This is a genomic window from uncultured Faecalibacterium sp. (assembly GCF_900066275.1).
GTDB lineage: Bacteria > Bacillota > Clostridia > Oscillospirales > Ruminococcaceae > Faecalibacterium > Faecalibacterium taiwanense.
The window spans coordinates 4,646-21,448 of the sequence record NZ_FMFG01000004.1 but is presented as its reverse complement, the minus strand read 5'-3'; the positions used below and the strand labels follow the sequence as shown (position 1 = coordinate 21,448).

The window sequence follows — 16,803 nt, the reverse complement described above, 5'->3', positions numbered from 1 at the left end:
AATGATGAAGATGCTGCCGGGTCTCATGGGTCGAAACAACATTCGGGCATGTCAGGGGCATCGTGCAACTTTGTGCAAAGCGTCGGGAGAGCATACGCAGAATTAAAGGCCGTGGTACGGGTGTACCGCAGCCTTTTTTGTTTGTCGGTTGAGAAAGAGAGGTTTGGATATGGTTCGTAAAGTGGCTGTGATCATGGGTTCTGACAGCGATTGGCCGGTGGTAAAGGGCGCATGTGCCCAGCTGAAAGCGCTGGACATCCCTTTTGAGGCGCACATCCTTTCGGCACACCGCACCCCTGCCGGGGCAGCGGAGTTTGCCAAAAGCGCCTGCGCCAACGGCTTCGGCGTGATCCTGTGCGCAGCAGGCATGGCAGCACATCTGGCGGGTGCCTTTGCTGCCAACACCACCCTGCCGGTGATCGGCATTCCCATGAAGGGCGGTGCCATGGACGGCATGGATGCCCTGCTTGCCACGGTGCAGATGCCCAGCGGCATCCCGGTGGCAACGGTGGCTCTGAACGGTGCCAAGAACGCCGCATGGCTGGCTGCGGAAATTCTGGCTTTGAGCGACGACGCTCTGGCCGAAAAGCTGGCAGCAGAGCGCACCGCCATGGCCGCACAGATCGCTGCCAAAGAGGAAAAGCTGCAGGCTGAGATCGCCCAGCTGTAAAGGAGAACCAATGTCTGATTTTGCATATCCGCTGCACGAAGAATGCGGCGTTTTCGGCATTTACGACCGTGCCGGTACCGAGGATGTGGCCGCTGCGGCCTACTCGGCTCTGTATGCCCTGCAGCACCGTGGTCAGGAGAGCTGCGGCATCGCCGTGAACGATGATGGCGTGATCAACGGCCACCGCGACCTCGGCCTTGTGAACGAGGTGTTCACCCCGGCGGTGCTGGCAAGTCTGGCAAACCCCAATGCGCACATGGCTACCGGTCACGTGCGCTACGCCACGGCAGGCAGCCGTGTGCGCGCCAATGCACAACCCATGATCGTCCGGCACGGCCGCGGCACCATGGCACTGTGCCACAACGGCAACCTGACCAACGCCATCGAGCTGCGCCGCCAGCTGGAAAATGAAGGTGCCATCTTCCACGGCTCCTCCGATACCGAGGTGATCTGCTACCTGATCACCCGCAACCGCCTGCGCATGGGCAGCATCGAGACAGCCATCAGCAAGACGATGGATGTGCTGGAGGGTGCCTACAGTTTGGTGATCATGTCGGCCACCAAGCTCATTGCAGTGCGTGACCCCCGCGGCTACCGGCCCCTGTGCATCGGCACGCTGCCCGGCGGCGGCTACGTATTTGCCAGTGAGAGCTGTGCACTGGACGCTGCCGGTGCCACCCTGCTGCGGGACGTGGAGCCCGGCGAGATCGTGGTGGCAGACGCAAAAACCGGTGAGCTGCGCAGCATCAAGGATCACTGCGGTCGGCCGGACACCCAGATGTGCGTGTTTGAGTTCATCTATTTCTCCCGTCCGGACAGCATCATCGAGGGCAGCTCGGTGCACGAGGCCCGCAAGCAGGCCGGCCGGTTCCTTGCACAGGAACACCCCGTGGAAGCGGACGTGGTCATCGGCGTGCCGGATTCTGGTCTGGATGCAGCTCTCGGCTACTCACAGGAGAGCGGCATCCCCTATGGCATCGGCTTTATTAAGAATAAGTACATCGGCCGCACCTTCATTCAGGGCAGTCAGAAGCAGCGCGAGAACAGCGTGCGCATCAAGCTGAACGTCGTTTCCAGCACGGTCAAGGGCAAGCGCGTGGTGCTGGTGGATGACTCCATCGTGCGCGGCACCACCTCTGCCCGCATCATCAAGCTGCTGCGGGACGCCGGTGCCACCGAGGTGCACTTTATGGTGTCGGCCCCGCCGTTCAAGTACCCCTGCTACTTCGGCACTGACATCCCGGATCAGAAGCTGCTGGTGGCCACCGGCCGCACGGTCGAGCAGATCAATGAGGTCATCGGGGCCGATACGCTGGGCTACCTTTCCACTGAGCATGTTGTCCAGCTTACAAAGAACGCAAAATGCGGATTCTGCACCGCCTGCTTTACCGGCGAATATGCCGTGAAGCCGGACGAGGTGCTTTCCACCGATATTCACGAACGCCACCTGAACGACCGTCCCAAGGACGAGAAAAAGTTAGGAGAGTAAGACCATGGAAAAAAGCTATTCTGAAAGCTATGCAGCCGCTGGTGTGGATATCACCGCCGGTTATCGCTCTGTTGAACTGATGAAGCAGTATGTGGCCCGCACCATGAACGAGCACTGCATTGGCGGTCTGGGCGGCTTTGGTGGCCTGTTTGAGCTGGACTGCACCGGCTACAAGCACCCGGTGCTGATCTCCGGCACCGACGGCGTGGGCACCAAGCTGAAAATTGCCATGATCATGGACAAGCACGATACCATCGGCATCGACTGCGTGGCTATGTGCGTGAACGATGTCATCTGCGCCGGTGCAAAGCCGCTGGTGTTCCTGGATTACATCGCCTGCGGCCGCAACATTCCCGAGAAGATCGCAGAGATCGTCAAGGGTGTGGCTGAGGGCTGCGTGCAGGCCGACTGCTCTCTGGTGGGCGGCGAGACTGCCGAGCACCCGGGCATGATGCCGGAGGAGGAGTACGATCTGGCCGGTTTCACCGTGGGTGTCGTGGATAAGGAAAAGATCCTGAGCAACGAGACCATGGCAGCCGGTGATGTGATCCTTGCCCTGCCTTCCACCGGTGTGCACTCCAACGGTTTCTCGCTGGTGCGCAAGATCTTTGACATTGACGCAAACCCCGATGTGCTGCACACTGCCCCTGCAGAGCTGGGCGGCAAGACGCTGGGCGAGGCCCTGCTGGCTCCCACCAAGATCTACGTCAAGCCTGTGCTCAAGGTGCTGGAAGAGGTGGATGTGAAGGGCATTTCCCACATCACCGGCGGCGGCTTCTACGAGAACATTCCCCGCAGCCTGAAAAAGGGCTGCTGCGCACGCATCAACAAGGCAGATGTCCGCACCCCGGCTCTGTTCCAGCTGATGCAGAAGACCGGCAATATCTCCGAGCACGATATGTTCAACACCTTCAACATGGGCGTTGGCATGGTGCTCACCGTCCCCGCAGAGCAGGCCGACAAGGCACTGGACATCCTGCACGCAAATGGCGAGCCGGAAGCTTACCGTCTGGGCGTCATTGCAGAAGGTGAGGGCGTGGAGCTGTGCTGAACATTGCAGTTTTAGTCTCCGGCGGCGGCACCAACCTGCAGGCTCTGCTGGACAGCGAAGCCCGGGGCGAGAACCCCAACGGCAGGATCACCCTTGTGGTGGCCTCCAAGCCCGGTGTCTATGCGCTGGAACGGGCCGCAAAGGCCGGTGTGGAAGGCTGCGTGGTGCGCCGCAAGGATTACGCCAGTAGTGAGGATTTTGACGCAGCTCTGCTGAAAACGTTGAAAGACCACAACATCGATCTGGTGGTGCTGGCAGGCTTTCTGTCCGTGCTGGGGCCCAGTGTCATTGAAGCGTATCCCCGCCGCATCCTGAATGTGCACCCGGCGCTCATCCCGTCTTTCTGCGGGCCCGGCATGTACGGTCTGCGTCCGCATGAGGCGGCTCTGGCCCGGGGTTGTAAGGTGACCGGTGCCACCGTCCACTTCGTGAACGAAGAGTGCGACGGCGGGCCCATCCTGCTGCAGAAGGCCGTGGACATCCTGCCCGGCGACACCCCCGAGGTGCTGCAGAAGCGTGTGATGGAGCAGGCCGAGTGGAAGCTGCTGCCCAAGGCCGTGGCTATGGTGTGCAGCGGAGAGATCGAGTGAAAACTCCTTCCGTCACGCCTGACGGCGTGCCACCTCCCTCAAGGAGGGAGGCAAGGCTCCCTCTCCGAGGGGGCTGTCGCCGCAGGCGACTGGGGGAGTTCCGTAATAGGAGAATTTGACATGGAAAAGATCAACCTGAACGAGTATCTGGCATCCAACGAGTATCCCGGCCGCGGCATTGCTGTGGCAATGGCTCCGGATGGCCGCCAGATGTTCATTGGCTACTTTATCATGGGCCGCAGCGAGAACAGCCGCAACCGCGTGTTTGACCCCGTGCCCGAGCGCGGCGGCATCTGCACCATCGCAGCGGACCCCGCAAAGCTGGAGGACCCCAGCCTCATTATTTACAATCCGGTGCTGACGCTGGGCAAGACCCATATCGTGACCAACGGTGACCAGACCGATACCATTTATGACCTGATGAGTCAGGGTAAGAGCTTTGCCGATGCCCTGCGCACCCGCACCTTTGAGCCGGACGGCCCCAACTACACCCCCCGCATCTCCGCTGTGGTGTACGCCGACGGCAGCTATCAGATGAGCATTCTCAAGTCTGCGGACGGCAATGGCGACAGCGTGCAGCGCTATTTCTTTGATTACCCGCAGCCCGTTGCAGGCGAGGGCCATTTCATCAGCACCTACAAGCACAACGGAAATCCCATCCCCAGCTTTGAGGGTGAGCCGCTGCGCTTTGCCTGCCCCCGCACCATCGGCGATTTTGCACAGGGTCTGTGGAGCAGCCTGAACCCGGACAACAAGGTGAGCCTGTTTGCCCGGGTCATTGATCTGGACTCCGGCGAGACCGGCGACATGATCTTTAACAAGTACGATGCCGTGTGCAGCGATCTGGACGACCCCGAGGAGCCGGAGCTGCTGCCCGAAGAGCTGGAACTGCTCAAAAAGCTTGACGCAGAGGAAAAACAGGACTAAAACAATAGAGAAATAAGGAGGATGCACCAATGAACGAACTGGCACTGAAGTACGGCTGCAACCCCAACCAGAAGCCCAGCCGCATTTATATGGAAGATGGCTCTGACCTGCCGGTCACTGTGCTGAACGGCAAGCCCGGCTACATCAATTTTCTGGACGCGCTCAACTCCATCCAGCTGGTCAAGGAGCTGAAAGCTGCCTGTGGTCTGCCCGCAGCAGCTTCCTTCAAGCACGTTTCCCCGGCAGGCGCAGCGCTGGGGCTGCCCCTGACCGATGTGGAACGCAAAATGTACCACATTGCCCCGGATATGGAGCTGTCGCCGCTGGCAAATGCCTATGCCCGTGCACGCGGTGCGGACCGCATGTCCTCCTTTGGCGACTGGATCGCCCTTTCGGACATCTGCGATGTGCCCACCGCAAAGCTGATCCAGCACGAGGTGTCCGACGGCATCATCGCCCCGGGCTACGAGCCGGAGGCACTGGCTATCCTGTCCGGCAAGAAAAAGGGCAACTACAATGTGGTCGCCATCGACCCGGCCTACAAGCCCGCTCCCATCGAGCACAAGCAGGTGTACGGCATCACCTTTGAGCAGGGCCGCAACGAGCTGGTCATCAACGCCGACACCATGCTGAACAACTGGGTCACCGAGAACAAGGACGTGACCGAGGAGCAGAAGCGTGATCTGGTCATTGCACTCATCACCCTGAAGTATACTCAGTCCAACAGCGTGTGCTACACCTATCATGGACAGACCATCGGTGTGGGCGCAGGCCAGCAGAGCCGCATCCACTGCACCCGTCTGGCAGGCCAGAAGGCCGACAACTGGCAGCTGCGCCACATGGATAAGGTGCTCAACCTGCCCTTCCGCGACGATGTGGCAAAGCCCAACCGCGACAACGCCATTGATGTTTACATCGGCGATACGCCCGAGGATGTGATTGGCGACGATGTGTGGGCCGAGACCTTTACCGAGCAGCCCGCCCCGCTGACCGCTGAGGAAAAGAAGGAATATCTCAGCAAGGTGACCGGCGTGTGCCTTGGCTCGGATGCCTTCTTCCCCTTCGGCGACAACATCGAGCGTGCCCGCCGCTCCGGCGTGACCGCCATCGTGCAGCCCGGCGGCTCCATCCGCGACCAGCAGGTCATTGACACCTGCAACAAGTACGGCATTGCAATGGCCTTCTGCGGCCTGCGGCTGTTCCATCACTAAGAGAAGGTGTAAAAATGAGCAAAAAAATTCTGGTAGTGGGCGGCGGCGGCCGCGAGCACGCCATCATCAAGGCACTGAAAAAGAGCCCTGACTGCGGCGAGATCTGGTGCGCACCCGGCAACGGCGGCATCAGCTATGACGCAAAGTGCAAAAACATCAAGTCTACCGATGTGGACACCATGGTGGGCTTTGCTGTAGAAGAAAAGTTCGATTACGTTGTGGTGGCGCAGGACGATCCGCTGGCTCTGGGCATGGTGGATGCGCTGGCAGCAGTGGGCATCCCGGCCTTTGGCCCGGATAAGGCCGCTGCCCGCATCGAAGCCTCCAAGGTGTTCTCCAAGGACCTGATGAAGAAGTACGGCATCCCCACCGCAAAGTACGAGACCTTTGACGACCCCGCCAAGGTCATGGAGTACATCAAGGCCGAGGGCAAGTACCCGGTGGTCATCAAGGCCGACGGTCTGGCACTGGGCAAGGGCGTGCTGATCTGCGAAAACGAGCAGCAGGCTGCGGACGGCGTGAAGGAGATCATGCTGGATAAGAAATTCGGCGCATCCGGCAACCATGTGGTGGTGGAGGAATTCCTCACCGGCCCCGAGGTCAGTGTGCTGAGCTTTACGGACGGCAAGGTGGTCAAGCCCATGGTGTCCAGCATGGACCACAAGCGTGCCAACGACCACGACACCGGCCTGAACACCGGCGGCATGGGCACCATTGCTCCCAACCCCTACTACACCCCGGAAGTGGCCGCTGAGTGCATGGAGAAAATTTTCCTGCCCACCATCAAGGCCATGAACGCCGAGGGATGCCCCTTCAAGGGCTGCCTCTACTTCGGCCTGATGCTCACCCCGGACGGCCCGAAGGTCATCGAGTACAACTGCCGCTTTGGTGACCCCGAAACGCAGGTGGTGCTGCCCCTGCTGGAAGGCGACCTGCTGCACATCATGCAGGCCTGCACCAACGGCACGCTGGAAAACGAGGAGGTCAAGTTCTCGGACGGCGCTGCCGCCTGCGTCATTCTGGCTTCCGGCGGCTACCCGGTGGCTTACGAGAAGGGCAAGCCCATCACAGGCCTTGTGGACGGCCAGCTGCCCGGCGAGGAGAATGTGACGGTCTACCACTCCGGCACCGCCATCACCGAGGATGGCACCCTTGTCACGGCCGGCGGCCGTGTGCTGGGTGTCACCGCTACCGGCCCGCGGCTGACCAATGCGCTGAGCCATGCCTATGAGGCGGCAGATAAGATCAGCTTTGAAAAGCTGCACAAGCGCAGCGATATCGGCCTGCGAGCCCTGAAGGCACTGGCAGAGAAGCAGTAAGAAAGAAAACCCTCTCAGTCGCCTGGCGGCGACAGCTCCCCCGAAGGGGGAGCTTTATGCGGGAAAATGGGCAAGCCTAGGTTTGCCATCGAACGCGGTACTTTCCGCCAGCAGAAAAAGCTCCCCCTTTCGGGGGAGCTGGCACGGCGTAAGCCGTGACTGAGAGGGTCGGTTCAAAGAATACAAAGGGGGAACCTACCCAATGGTCTATCGTATTTATGTGGAAAAAAAGCCCGGCTTCGATGTGGAAGCCACGGGCCTGAAAAATGAGCTCACCAGCCTGCTGGGCATCCAGTCGCTTACCGGTCTGCGTCTGCTGAACCGCTACGATGTGGAAGGCATCGACGAAGAACTGTTCAACCAGTGTGCAAACACCGTGTTCAGTGAGCCGCCGGTGGATAACACCTATGCCGAGCTGCCCGCCAGCGACGGCGTGTCCTTTGCAGTGGAGTATCTGCCCGGCCAGTTCGACCAGCGCGCAGACTCCGCTGCTGAGTGCATCCAGCTCATCAGTCAGGGCGAGCGCCCGCTGGTGCGCTCTGCCCGCGTCTATCTGCTGGAAGGCACCCTGACTGACGAGCAGGTGGCCGAGATCAAGAAATACGTCATCAACCCGGTGGAGGCCCGCGAGGCTTCGCTGGACACCAAGCAGACCCTGAAAATGGAGTACCCTGTGCCCGCCCCGGTCAAGGTGCTGGAGGGCTTCAACCAGCTGGACGAAGAGCAGCTGAAAAAGTTCATTGCGGACAACGGCCTTGCCATGGATCTTGGCGATATCGAGTTCTGCCAGAAGTATTTCCGCTCGGAGCACCGCGACCCCACCATCACCGAGATCAAGATGATCGACACCTACTGGTCCGATCACTGCCGCCACACCACCTTCGGCACCATTCTGGACGATGTGCAGATCGACGATGCCGTGGTGCAGAAGGCCTTTGACCGCTACATGGCCATGCGCGCCGATCTGGGCCGCGAGAACAAGCCCCGCTGCATGATGGACCTTGCCACCATCGGTGCCAAGGAGCTGAAGAAGCAGGGCATCCTGAAAAATCTGGACGAGTCCGACGAGATCAACGCCTGCACCGTCAAGATCAAGTGCGATGTGAACGGTAAGGATGAGGACTGGCTGTTCCTGTTCAAGAACGAGACCCACAACCATCCCACCGAGATCGAGCCCTTCGGCGGTGCAGCTACCTGCATCGGCGGTGCCATCCGTGACCCGCTGTCCGGCCGCAGCTACGTCTATCAGGCCATGCGCGTCACCGGCGCAGGCGACCCGCTCAAGCCGGTCAGTGAGACGTTGCCCGGCAAGCTGCCCCAGCGCAAGCTGGTGACCACTGCTGCCGCAGGCTATTCCTCCTACGGCAACCAGATCGGTCTTGCTACCGGTCAGGTGGACGAGATCTATCACCCCGGCTATGTGGCAAAGCGTATGGAGATCGGCGCCGTTGTAGGCGCTACCCCCGCTTCCCACGTCCGCCGCGAGTGCCCCGCCCCCGGCGATGTCATCGTTCTGCTGGGCGGCCGCACCGGCCGTGATGGTGTGGGCGGTGCTACCGGCTCCTCCAAGGCCCACAAGCTGGACAGCCTTGAGCACTGCGGTGCCGAGGTGCAGAAGGGCAATGCTCCCATCGAGCGCAAGCTGCAGCGCCTGTTCCGCCGCGAGGATGCCTGCAGGATGATCAAGCGCTGCAACGACTTTGGTGCAGGCGGTGTGTCCGTTGCCATCGGTGAGCTGGCCGACGGCCTGTACATCGACCTGAACAAGGTCACCAAGAAGTACGAGGGTCTGGACGGCACCGAGCTGGCCATCAGCGAGAGCCAGGAGCGCATGGCTGTGGCGCTGGCCCCCGAGGACGTGGACAAGTTCATTGCTCTCGCCAACGAAGAGAACCTTGAGGCCACTCCGGTGGCAAAGGTAACGGCTGAGCCCCGCCTGAACATGGTGTGGAACGGCATGTCCATCGTGAACATCAGCCGCGAGTTCCTGAACTCCAACGGTGCCGAGAAGCACCAGAAGGTCCATGTGGAAAAGGCCACGGTCTGGCAGCCCCAGTGGGAGGGCCTGACCTTCAGCCAGAAGATGAAGAACATGGTGGGCGATTTGAACATCTGCAGCAAGAAGGGCCTGTCTGAGCGGTTCGACTCCACCATTGGTGCCGCCACTGTGCTCATGCCCTTTGGCGGTGCCTATCAGCTGACCCCGCAGAACGCCATGGTGGCAAAGCTGCCGGTGGACGGCGAGACCAGCACCTGCTCCGGCATGGCATGGGGCTTCAACCCCTTCCTGATGAGCGCAGACCAGTACAAGGGCGCTCAGATGGCTGTCATTGAGAGCGTTACCAAGCTGGTGGCCTCCGGCTTCCGCTATGAGGATGCTTACCTCACCTTCCAGGAATATTTCGAGCGTCTGGGCACCGCCCCGGAGCGCTGGGGCAAGCCGCTGGCCGCTCTGCTGGGTGCACTGGATGCTCAGATGGGTCTGGGCATTGCATCCATCGGCGGCAAGGACAGTATGTCCGGCTCCTTTGAAAAGCTGGATGTGCCTCCCACGCTGGTCTCCTTTGCAACTGCCATCGGCAAGGCAAACAAGGTGGTGTCCACCGAATTCAAGAAGCCGGAGAGCACGGTGGTGCTCATCCGGCCCATCATCGACTCCGAGACCGGCTGCCCCAACTTCTTCTCCCTGAAGGCCAACTACAAGATCGTGGAGGACATGATCGAAGAGGGCATGGTGGCATCCGCCTGCTCTGTGGGCTACGGCGGCATTGCCGAGGCTCTGTTCAAGATGGGCCTTGGCAACCACATCGGCTTCAAGATGCGCGCGGATAAGACCACCCATGAGATGTTCCAGCCCATGTATGGCTCCATCGTTCTGGAAATGGTGTCCGATTCGCCCGCCGGTGAGATCCTGGGCGAGACCACCAAGGAATACGTCTTTGAAGCCTGCGGCGAAAAGCTGGATATGGCCCAGCTGCAGGAGATCTGGGAAGGCAAGCTGGAGCCGGTGTACCCCTACCGCAAGGCAGGCCCCACCGTGGAAAAGATCAACGGCAAGCTGACCGCACCCGCCGCACCCAAGATCGGTGTGGCAAAGCCCAAGGTCATCATTCCGGTGTTCCCGGGCACCAACTGCGAGTACGACACCGCCAAGGCCTTTGCCCGCGCCGGTGCCGACCCGGAGATCCTGGTCATCCGCAACCTGACCCCCGCCGACGTGGCCGAGAGCTGCAAGGCACTGGTCAAGGCCATCGATAACAGCCAGATCGTCATGCTGCCCGGCGGCTTCTCCGGCGGCGATGAGCCGGACGGCAGCGCAAAGTTCATTGCATCCTTCTTCCGCAACCCGGAAGTCACCGAGGCGGTGCGCCGTCTGCTGCAGCAGCGCGACGGCCTGATGCTGGGCATCTGCAACGGCTTCCAGGCCCTCATCAAGCTGGGTCTGGTCCCCTACGGCGATATCCGCCCCATCACCGCTTACGATCCCACCCTGACCTTCAACACCATCGGCCGCCACCAGAGCATGCTGGTGCGCACCCGCATTGCATCCACCGGCAGTCCGTGGCTGTCCAAGTGCGAGGTGGGCGAACAGTTCACCGTTGCCATCAGCCACGGCGAGGGCCGCTTCGTGGCTCCGCAGGAGGTGCTGGACACCCTCATGAAGAATGGCCAGATCGCCACCCAGTATGTGGACATCGAGGGCAACCCCACCATGGATCAGAGCTATAACCCCAACGGCTCTGTGCTGGCGATCGAAGGCATCACCAGCCCGGATGGTCGTGTGTTCGGCAAGATGGGCCACTCGGAGCGCAGCGGCGAGTACCTGTACAAGAACGTTACCGGTGACAAATATCAGCCGATCTTTGAGGGCGGCGTGGACTATTTCAAGATTTGATGGTAGAATAGAGAAAAACCCTCTCCGTCACGCCTGCGGCGTGCCACCTCCCCCGAAAAAGGGGGAGGCTTTCTGGTGCTGACCGGCAGAGCGCAAAAAGCTCCCCCCTCGGGGGAGCTGGCGAGCAAAGCGAGACTGAGAGGGTTATTTTCAGGAGGAAACAATCAATGTCTCAGCATGATCGTTATATCAGCCCCTTTTCCACCCGCTATTCCTCGGACGAGATGCAGTATATCTTCTCGGACGATAATAAGTTCCGCACATGGCGCCGCCTGTGGGTGGCGCTGGCCCGGGCTGAAATGGAGCAGGGCCTGACCAACATCACCCCCGATATGGTGGCTGAGCTGGAAGCCCATGTGGACGATATCAACTATGAAGTGGCCATCGAGCGCGAAAAGCTGGTGCGCCACGACGTGATGAGCCATGTGTACGCCTACGGCCAGCAGTGCCCCAAGGCGGCCGGCATCATCCATCTGGGTGCCACCAGCTGCTATGTGGGCGACAACACCGACATCATCGTGATGCGTCAGGGTCTGGAACTGGTGCGCAAAAAGCTGATCGGTGTGTTGGCAAAGCTGGGCCGCTTCGCCGAGGAATACAAGGACATGCCCTGCATGGCCTACACTCACTGCCAGCCCGCTCAGCCCACCACCGTGGGCAAGCGCGCCACCCTGTGGGCCAACGAGCTGGTGATGGACCTGCAGGAGATCGACCACCGTCTTGCTGTTCTGCAACTGCGCGGTGTCAAGGGTACCACCGGCACGCAGGCTTCCTTTATGGAGCTGTTCAAGGGCGATGCCGATAAGATCCGCGCCGTGGATGCTTCCATCGCCAAGGAGATGGGCTTTGCGCCCGAAGCGGTCATCCCCGTGTCCGGCCAGACCTACAGCCGCAAGGTGGATGCCTTCATCCTGAACGCCCTTGCCGGCATTGGCCAGAGCTGCATGAAGTTTGCCACCGACCTGCGTCTGCTGGCTAACTTCAAGGAGATGGAAGAGCCGTTTGAAAAGAACCAGATCGGTTCCTCCGCCATGCCTTACAAGCGCAACCCCATGCGCTGCGAGCGTATCTGCGCACTGAGCCGCTACCTGATGGTGGATGTGCTGAACCCCAGCTTCACCACCGGCACCCAGTGGTTTGAGCGCACGCTGGACGACAGCGCCAACAAGCGTGTCGCCATGGCTGAGGGCTTCCTTGCCACCGACGCTATCCTGAACATCATGCTCAACGTCACCGACGGCATCGTGGTGTATCCCAAGGTGGTGCGCAGCCGTCTGATGGCAGAGCTGCCCTTCATGGCCAGCGAGAACATCATGATGCAGGCTGTGGAAAAGGGCGGCAACCGTCAGGAGCTGCACGAGCGTCTGCGCCAGCACGCCATCGCCGCCGGCAAGCAGGTCAAGGAAGAGGGCCTGCCCAACGATATGGTGGACCGTATTGCTGCCGACCCTGCCTTTGGCCTGACCCGCGAGGAGATCGTGGCGGGCCTTGTGCCGGAGAACTTTGTGGGCCGTGCACCGCAGCAGGTGGAGGAGTTCATCGCCAATGTGCTCAAGCCCATCTTCGATGCTAACCCCGATGCCGTGGAGCAGCACGCATCCCTGAGCGTGTAATAGGGCAGGCCATCAGGGAGCTTTCTCCGCGAACAGCCCGGGACTCCAGTCCCGCCCTACCGCCTGCGGCGGCAGGGTCCCACCCCCAGGACATTCGCTGGAGAAACTTCCTGCCGTCCTGCCGGGTAGCTGCAGTAAATATTAAAAGGTCGTCGCCGAAAGGCGGCGGCCTTTTTTGATGCCTGTCCCCCCTTGAGAAAAATCCGCTGTCATGCTACACTGGGAGCATCATCAACAAAGGAGAACCGCATATGCGATTGGATAAATACTTAGCCGAGACGGCCCAGTGCACCCGCAGCGAGGCTAAGGCGCTGCTTTCCAAAGGGCGGGTGCAGGTGAACGGTGCTGTCTGCAAAAAAGGAGACACCCAGCTCAAAGAAAGTGACACTGTGGCTGTGGATGGCAGGGCGCTCAGCTATCAGCAGTTCGTGTACATCATGCTCAACAAGCCCGAGGGCGTGGTGAGCGCTTCCACGGACAAGCGTGACACCACCGTGGTCGATCTGGTGGGGGATGCCTACCCGCGGCGGCAGCTGTTCCCGGCGGGAAGGCTGGACAAGACCAGCACCGGCTTTGTGCTGCTGACCGATGACGGCACCTTTGCCCACGACATCCTTGCTCCAAAGCGCCACGTCTCCAAGACTTACACCGTGGTGTTGGACACGCCGCTGACCGAGCAGATGCGCACCGGCTTTGCGGCGGGCGTGACCCTTGCCGACGGCACCGCACTTTCGCCTGCGGAGGTCACGGCCCTTTCTGCCGATGGCTGCACTGTGCGGGTGGTGCTCAAGCAGGGCGTATACCACCAGATCAAGCGGATGTTCGGCGTGTATGGCGCAGGCGTGAACGGCCTGCACCGGGATGCCATCGGCGGCCTTGCACTCGACCCGGCCCTTGCACCGGGCCAGTGGCGGGAGCTTTCTGCCAAAGAAGTGTCAAAAATTTCCAGCTGACAGGGTCGGCTTTTCACCCGAATTTCAAAAAAGCAACACATTTTTCCGGTAGAATAGGGGGCAGAACCACGCAAAAAGGCACTTTTTTGGTTCAGAATGGCCCCTGAAGATAATATTCACAAGAAAAAACTATCTTTTTTGTTGAAATATGTTGCAAAAGTAAATTCTTTTGTGTAAAATATAAAATGTAATGCAGCTAAATTGTTAAAAATCACGACCGGCTGCCGCTGCGGTTTGCACAAACGAGGAAAAGGGGTATCCATTATGGCCAATAGAGTATTTCAAAGCGTGATCTACCAGATGAAAGACGCGATCAACCGGGTGGTCGGCGTGGTGGATGAGACCGGCGCTGTTATTTCCTGCTCGGAACTGAACCTGATCGGCGAGGTGCGCGAGGGTTTCATGGCGGAGCGTCTGACCGCGGGCGACCGCTTTGTGCGCGATGGCTACACCTATCAGCAGTTCTCCAGCGCCAAGCATAATGATTATGCAGTATTCGTGGAAGGCGTGGACGAGACGGCTGGTCAGTTTGCCGCCATGCTGTCCATCAGCCTGCAGAGCATCAAGCAGTACCACGACGAAAAGTTTGATAAGTCCAACTTTATCAAGAATGTGGTGCTGGATAACATCCTGCCCGGCGATATCTATGCCAAGGCCCGTGAGCTGCACTTTGCCACCGATGTTTCCCGCGTGGTGTTCATCGTGCGTGTTACCAGCGGCGGCGATATCTCCGCCTACGATGTGGTCAGCAGCCTGTTCCCCGACAAGCAGAAGGACTTTGTGTTCAATATCAGCGAGACGGATACCGTGCTGGTCAAGGAGATCCGCAAGGGCATCGACCGCACCGATATGGAAAAGCTGGCTGCCAGCATCGTGGATACCCTGTCCGGCGAGCATTACATCAAGGCTGTGGTGGGCATCGGCACCCCCATCTCCAACGTGAAGGATCTGGCTACCTCCTTTAAGGAAGCACAGATCGCCATGGAAGTGAGCAAGGTGTTCGACACCGAAAAGCAGATCATCCGCTACGATAATCTGGGCATTGCACGCCTGATCTATCAGCTGCCCACCACCGTGTGCGAGATGTTCCTGCGCGAGGTGTTCAAGCAGGGCAGCATCGAAAGCCTGGATCAGGAGACCCTGTTCACCATCCAGCGTTTCTTCGAGAATAACCTGAATGTGTCTGAAACCAGCCGCGGCCTGTTTGTGCACCGCAACACGCTGGTGTATCGTCTGGAAAAGATCAAAAAGCTGACTGGCCTGGATCTGCGTGAGTTCGACGATGCTATCGTCTTTAAGGTAGCACTGATGGTCAAGAAGTACCTGTCCAACAATCCGGCCAAATACTAATAAGCTGCAGGCTCTGCCTGCAGTGCAGAACCGGCCGCTCGAAACCGATGCTGGCCGGTTCTTTTTGCTGTGAAAACAGATTTTAATGTCAGGAGCTAATATTACCCTATGATCGATTTAGAACACGTTTCCAAGGAATATAAACGGGGCGGACCGCTGGCACTGGACGATATCAACCTCCATGTGGACGACGGCGAGTTCGTGTTCCTGCTGGGCCATTCCGGCGCAGGCAAATCCACCCTGCTCAAGCTGCTGCTGCGCGAAGAGCTGCCCAGTGAGGGCAAGGTGACCGTTCTGGGCAAGGATGTTGCCAGCCTGCACCGCCATCAGGTGCCGTATCTGCGCCGTCAGATGGGCATTATCTTTCAGGATTTCCGGCTGATCCCCACCATGACTGTGTACGAAAACATCGCCTTTGCCATGCATGTGACCAACGTCAAGCGCCGGGAGATCAGCGACCGTGTGGAGTACATGCTGGAGCTGGTGCATCTGGAGGATAAGGCCAAGGCCTATCCGGACACCCTTTCCGGCGGTGAACAGCAGCGCGTGGCTGTGGCCCGCGCCCTTGCCCACGGCCCCAAGCTGGTCATTGCGGACGAGCCCACCGGCAACATCGACCCGGAATTGAGCCTGGAAATGATGGAGCTGCTGGAGCGGGTGAGCGAAACGGGCATCACCGTGGTGGTCGTTACCCATGAGCACGAGCTGGTGCGCCAGTTCCACCAGCGCGTCGTCACCCTGAAAAAGGGCCGCATCATTTCGGATGTGCCTGCCGACAAGGAAGCCATCCGCGCACGCGCAGAGCGCAAAGAACGCCTGTTCGAGACCGAGCTGGAACCTGCTGACACCGCAGAAAAGGAGGCGGCCACCGTATGATGAGACCTTCTACCTTCTTTTTTCTGGTCCGGCGCGGTATCCGCAATCTGGGCAAGCACTGGGCCATGACCTTTGTGTGCATCCTGTCCCTCAGTGTCTGTATGACCCTGAACACCTTTGCAAGCCTTGCCGAGGTGAACGTGGACAGCATGGTGAACTATCTGGGCAGCCAGAACGAGACCGTGGTCTATCTGGACCCGGAGTGTGATGATGCCACTGCGCAGGCCGTGGGCGAAAAGCTGGCGGCAATGCCCGGCGTGACCAATGTGCAGTTCGTCTCCAAGCAGGACGTGCTGAACACCTACCGCAATTACATGGAAGATTACTCCTCCCTGTGGGATGAGTTTGAAAATGACAACCCCTTCAAGGCCAACTACCGCGTTTCCATCGCGGATCTGAGCCAGATGGAGAGCATGAGCAAGCAGATGCAGGCCATTCAGGGCGTGTACAGCGTTACCGCCCCGGTGGAAATGACCAACGTCTTTGTGCAGGTGCAGCGCTCTGTTACCAAAGTGGGCCGCGGCATCGTGATGGTGCTGATGGTCGTCAGCATCATCACGGTGGGCAGCACCATCCGCCTGAGCGTGTTTGCGCGCCGCCGCGAAATTGAGATCATGAAGTATGTGGGCGCCACCAACGGTCTGGTCACTCTGCCCTTCGTTGTGGAAGGTCTGGCCATGGGCCTGATCTCCGGCGTGCTCACTGCAGCGATCAGTCTGGGCGGCTACTCCTACATGGTGCAGGCCTCCGACGGTCTGGGCGGCGTGTGGGAAATGATCATGGGTCAGGCACTGGTGCCGGTGAGCGCCGTCTGGTCCACTATCATCCCGTACAGCCTCATCGGCGGTGCCGTTGTGGG

General features: G+C 59.8%; 13 protein-coding genes. All 13 read left to right on the top strand.

All coding sequences use genetic code 11. The features are described 5' to 3' along the window. Positions 1-169: 169 nt before the first annotated feature. On the top strand, positions 170-670 hold the full coding sequence (purE, locus tag QZL71_RS02575; RefSeq protein WP_294647626.1) for a 5-(carboxyamino)imidazole ribonucleotide mutase: 501 nt from the start codon (positions 170-172) through the stop codon (positions 668-670). Positions 671-680: 10 nt separating this feature from the next. Next, positions 681-2,159 carry an amidophosphoribosyltransferase gene (gene purF / locus QZL71_RS02570; protein ID WP_097775214.1) on the top strand — a complete coding sequence of 493 codons (1,479 nt, stop codon included), beginning with the start codon at positions 681-683 and terminating at the stop codon, positions 2,157-2,159. Between the two features lie 4 nt (positions 2,160-2,163). Then, positions 2,164-3,210: a phosphoribosylformylglycinamidine cyclo-ligase gene (gene purM / locus QZL71_RS02565; RefSeq protein WP_097775215.1), complete on the top strand. Its 1,047-nt coding sequence runs from the start codon at positions 2,164-2,166 to the stop codon at positions 3,208-3,210. Further along, entirely contained in the window at positions 3,204-3,800 is a 597-nt protein-coding gene (gene purN / locus QZL71_RS02560) for a phosphoribosylglycinamide formyltransferase (RefSeq protein WP_005944461.1), read from the top strand. Before purM ends, purN begins: the two co-directional genes overlap by 7 nt. A gap of 120 nt (positions 3,801-3,920) precedes the next feature. After that, complete coding sequence (locus QZL71_RS02555; RefSeq protein ID WP_097775216.1) at positions 3,921-4,727, top strand: IMP cyclohydrolase; 807 nt, start codon at positions 3,921-3,923, stop codon at positions 4,725-4,727. A 29-nt stretch (positions 4,728-4,756) separates the two neighbouring features. Further along, on the top strand, positions 4,757-5,938 hold the full coding sequence (locus QZL71_RS02550) for a phosphoribosylaminoimidazolecarboxamide formyltransferase (protein WP_097775217.1): 1,182 nt from the start codon (positions 4,757-4,759) through the stop codon (positions 5,936-5,938). 14 nt (positions 5,939-5,952) lie between these two features. Beyond that, the gene (gene purD, locus QZL71_RS02545; protein WP_294647624.1) at positions 5,953-7,257 is read left to right on the top strand and encodes a phosphoribosylamine--glycine ligase; all 1,305 of its coding nucleotides are present in this window, start codon (positions 5,953-5,955) and stop codon (positions 7,255-7,257) included. A 202-nt stretch (positions 7,258-7,459) separates the two neighbouring features. Continuing rightward, the gene (locus tag QZL71_RS02540; protein ID WP_294647622.1) at positions 7,460-11,152 is read left to right on the top strand and encodes a phosphoribosylformylglycinamidine synthase; all 3,693 of its coding nucleotides are present in this window, start codon (positions 7,460-7,462) and stop codon (positions 11,150-11,152) included. A 167-nt stretch (positions 11,153-11,319) separates the two neighbouring features. Then, complete coding sequence (gene purB / locus QZL71_RS02535; protein WP_097775220.1) at positions 11,320-12,765, top strand: adenylosuccinate lyase; 1,446 nt, start codon at positions 11,320-11,322, stop codon at positions 12,763-12,765. A 251-nt stretch (positions 12,766-13,016) separates the two neighbouring features. Then, the gene (locus tag QZL71_RS02530; protein ID WP_294647621.1) at positions 13,017-13,718 is read left to right on the top strand and encodes a pseudouridine synthase; all 702 of its coding nucleotides are present in this window, start codon (positions 13,017-13,019) and stop codon (positions 13,716-13,718) included. A 264-nt stretch (positions 13,719-13,982) separates the two neighbouring features. Beyond that, positions 13,983-15,068: a PucR family transcriptional regulator gene (locus tag QZL71_RS02525; protein WP_005944450.1), complete on the top strand. Its 1,086-nt coding sequence runs from the start codon at positions 13,983-13,985 to the stop codon at positions 15,066-15,068. 108 nt (positions 15,069-15,176) lie between these two features. After that, positions 15,177-15,944, top strand: a complete 768-nt coding sequence (gene ftsE / locus QZL71_RS02520) for a cell division ATP-binding protein FtsE (RefSeq protein WP_097781588.1) — start codon at positions 15,177-15,179, stop codon at positions 15,942-15,944. After that, positions 15,941-16,803: cell division protein FtsX (locus QZL71_RS02515; RefSeq protein ID WP_294647620.1), on the top strand; the 863-nt coding region annotated here is incomplete at its 3' end. The genes ftsE and QZL71_RS02515, both read left to right, overlap by 4 nt.

What these genes read in the sequence shown, in the direction of transcription:
- purE (WP_294647626.1), top strand. Translation starts at nt 170, where the DNA reads ATGGTTCGTAAAGTGGCTGTGATCATGGGTTCTGACAGCGATTGGCCG.
- purF (WP_097775214.1), top strand. Translation starts at nt 681, where the DNA reads ATGTCTGATTTTGCATATCCGCTGCACGAAGAATGCGGCGTTTTCGGC.
- purM (WP_097775215.1), top strand. Translation starts at nt 2,164, where the DNA reads ATGGAAAAAAGCTATTCTGAAAGCTATGCAGCCGCTGGTGTGGATATC.
- QZL71_RS02555 (WP_097775216.1), top strand. Translation starts at nt 3,921, where the DNA reads ATGGAAAAGATCAACCTGAACGAGTATCTGGCATCCAACGAGTATCCC.
- QZL71_RS02550 (WP_097775217.1), top strand. Translation starts at nt 4,757, where the DNA reads ATGAACGAACTGGCACTGAAGTACGGCTGCAACCCCAACCAGAAGCCC.
- purD (WP_294647624.1), top strand. Translation starts at nt 5,953, where the DNA reads ATGAGCAAAAAAATTCTGGTAGTGGGCGGCGGCGGCCGCGAGCACGCC.
- QZL71_RS02540 (WP_294647622.1), top strand. Translation starts at nt 7,460, where the DNA reads ATGGTCTATCGTATTTATGTGGAAAAAAAGCCCGGCTTCGATGTGGAA.
- purB (WP_097775220.1), top strand. Translation starts at nt 11,320, where the DNA reads ATGTCTCAGCATGATCGTTATATCAGCCCCTTTTCCACCCGCTATTCC.
- QZL71_RS02530 (WP_294647621.1), top strand. Translation starts at nt 13,017, where the DNA reads ATGCGATTGGATAAATACTTAGCCGAGACGGCCCAGTGCACCCGCAGC.
- QZL71_RS02525 (WP_005944450.1), top strand. Translation starts at nt 13,983, where the DNA reads ATGGCCAATAGAGTATTTCAAAGCGTGATCTACCAGATGAAAGACGCG.
- ftsE (WP_097781588.1), top strand. Translation starts at nt 15,177, where the DNA reads ATGATCGATTTAGAACACGTTTCCAAGGAATATAAACGGGGCGGACCG.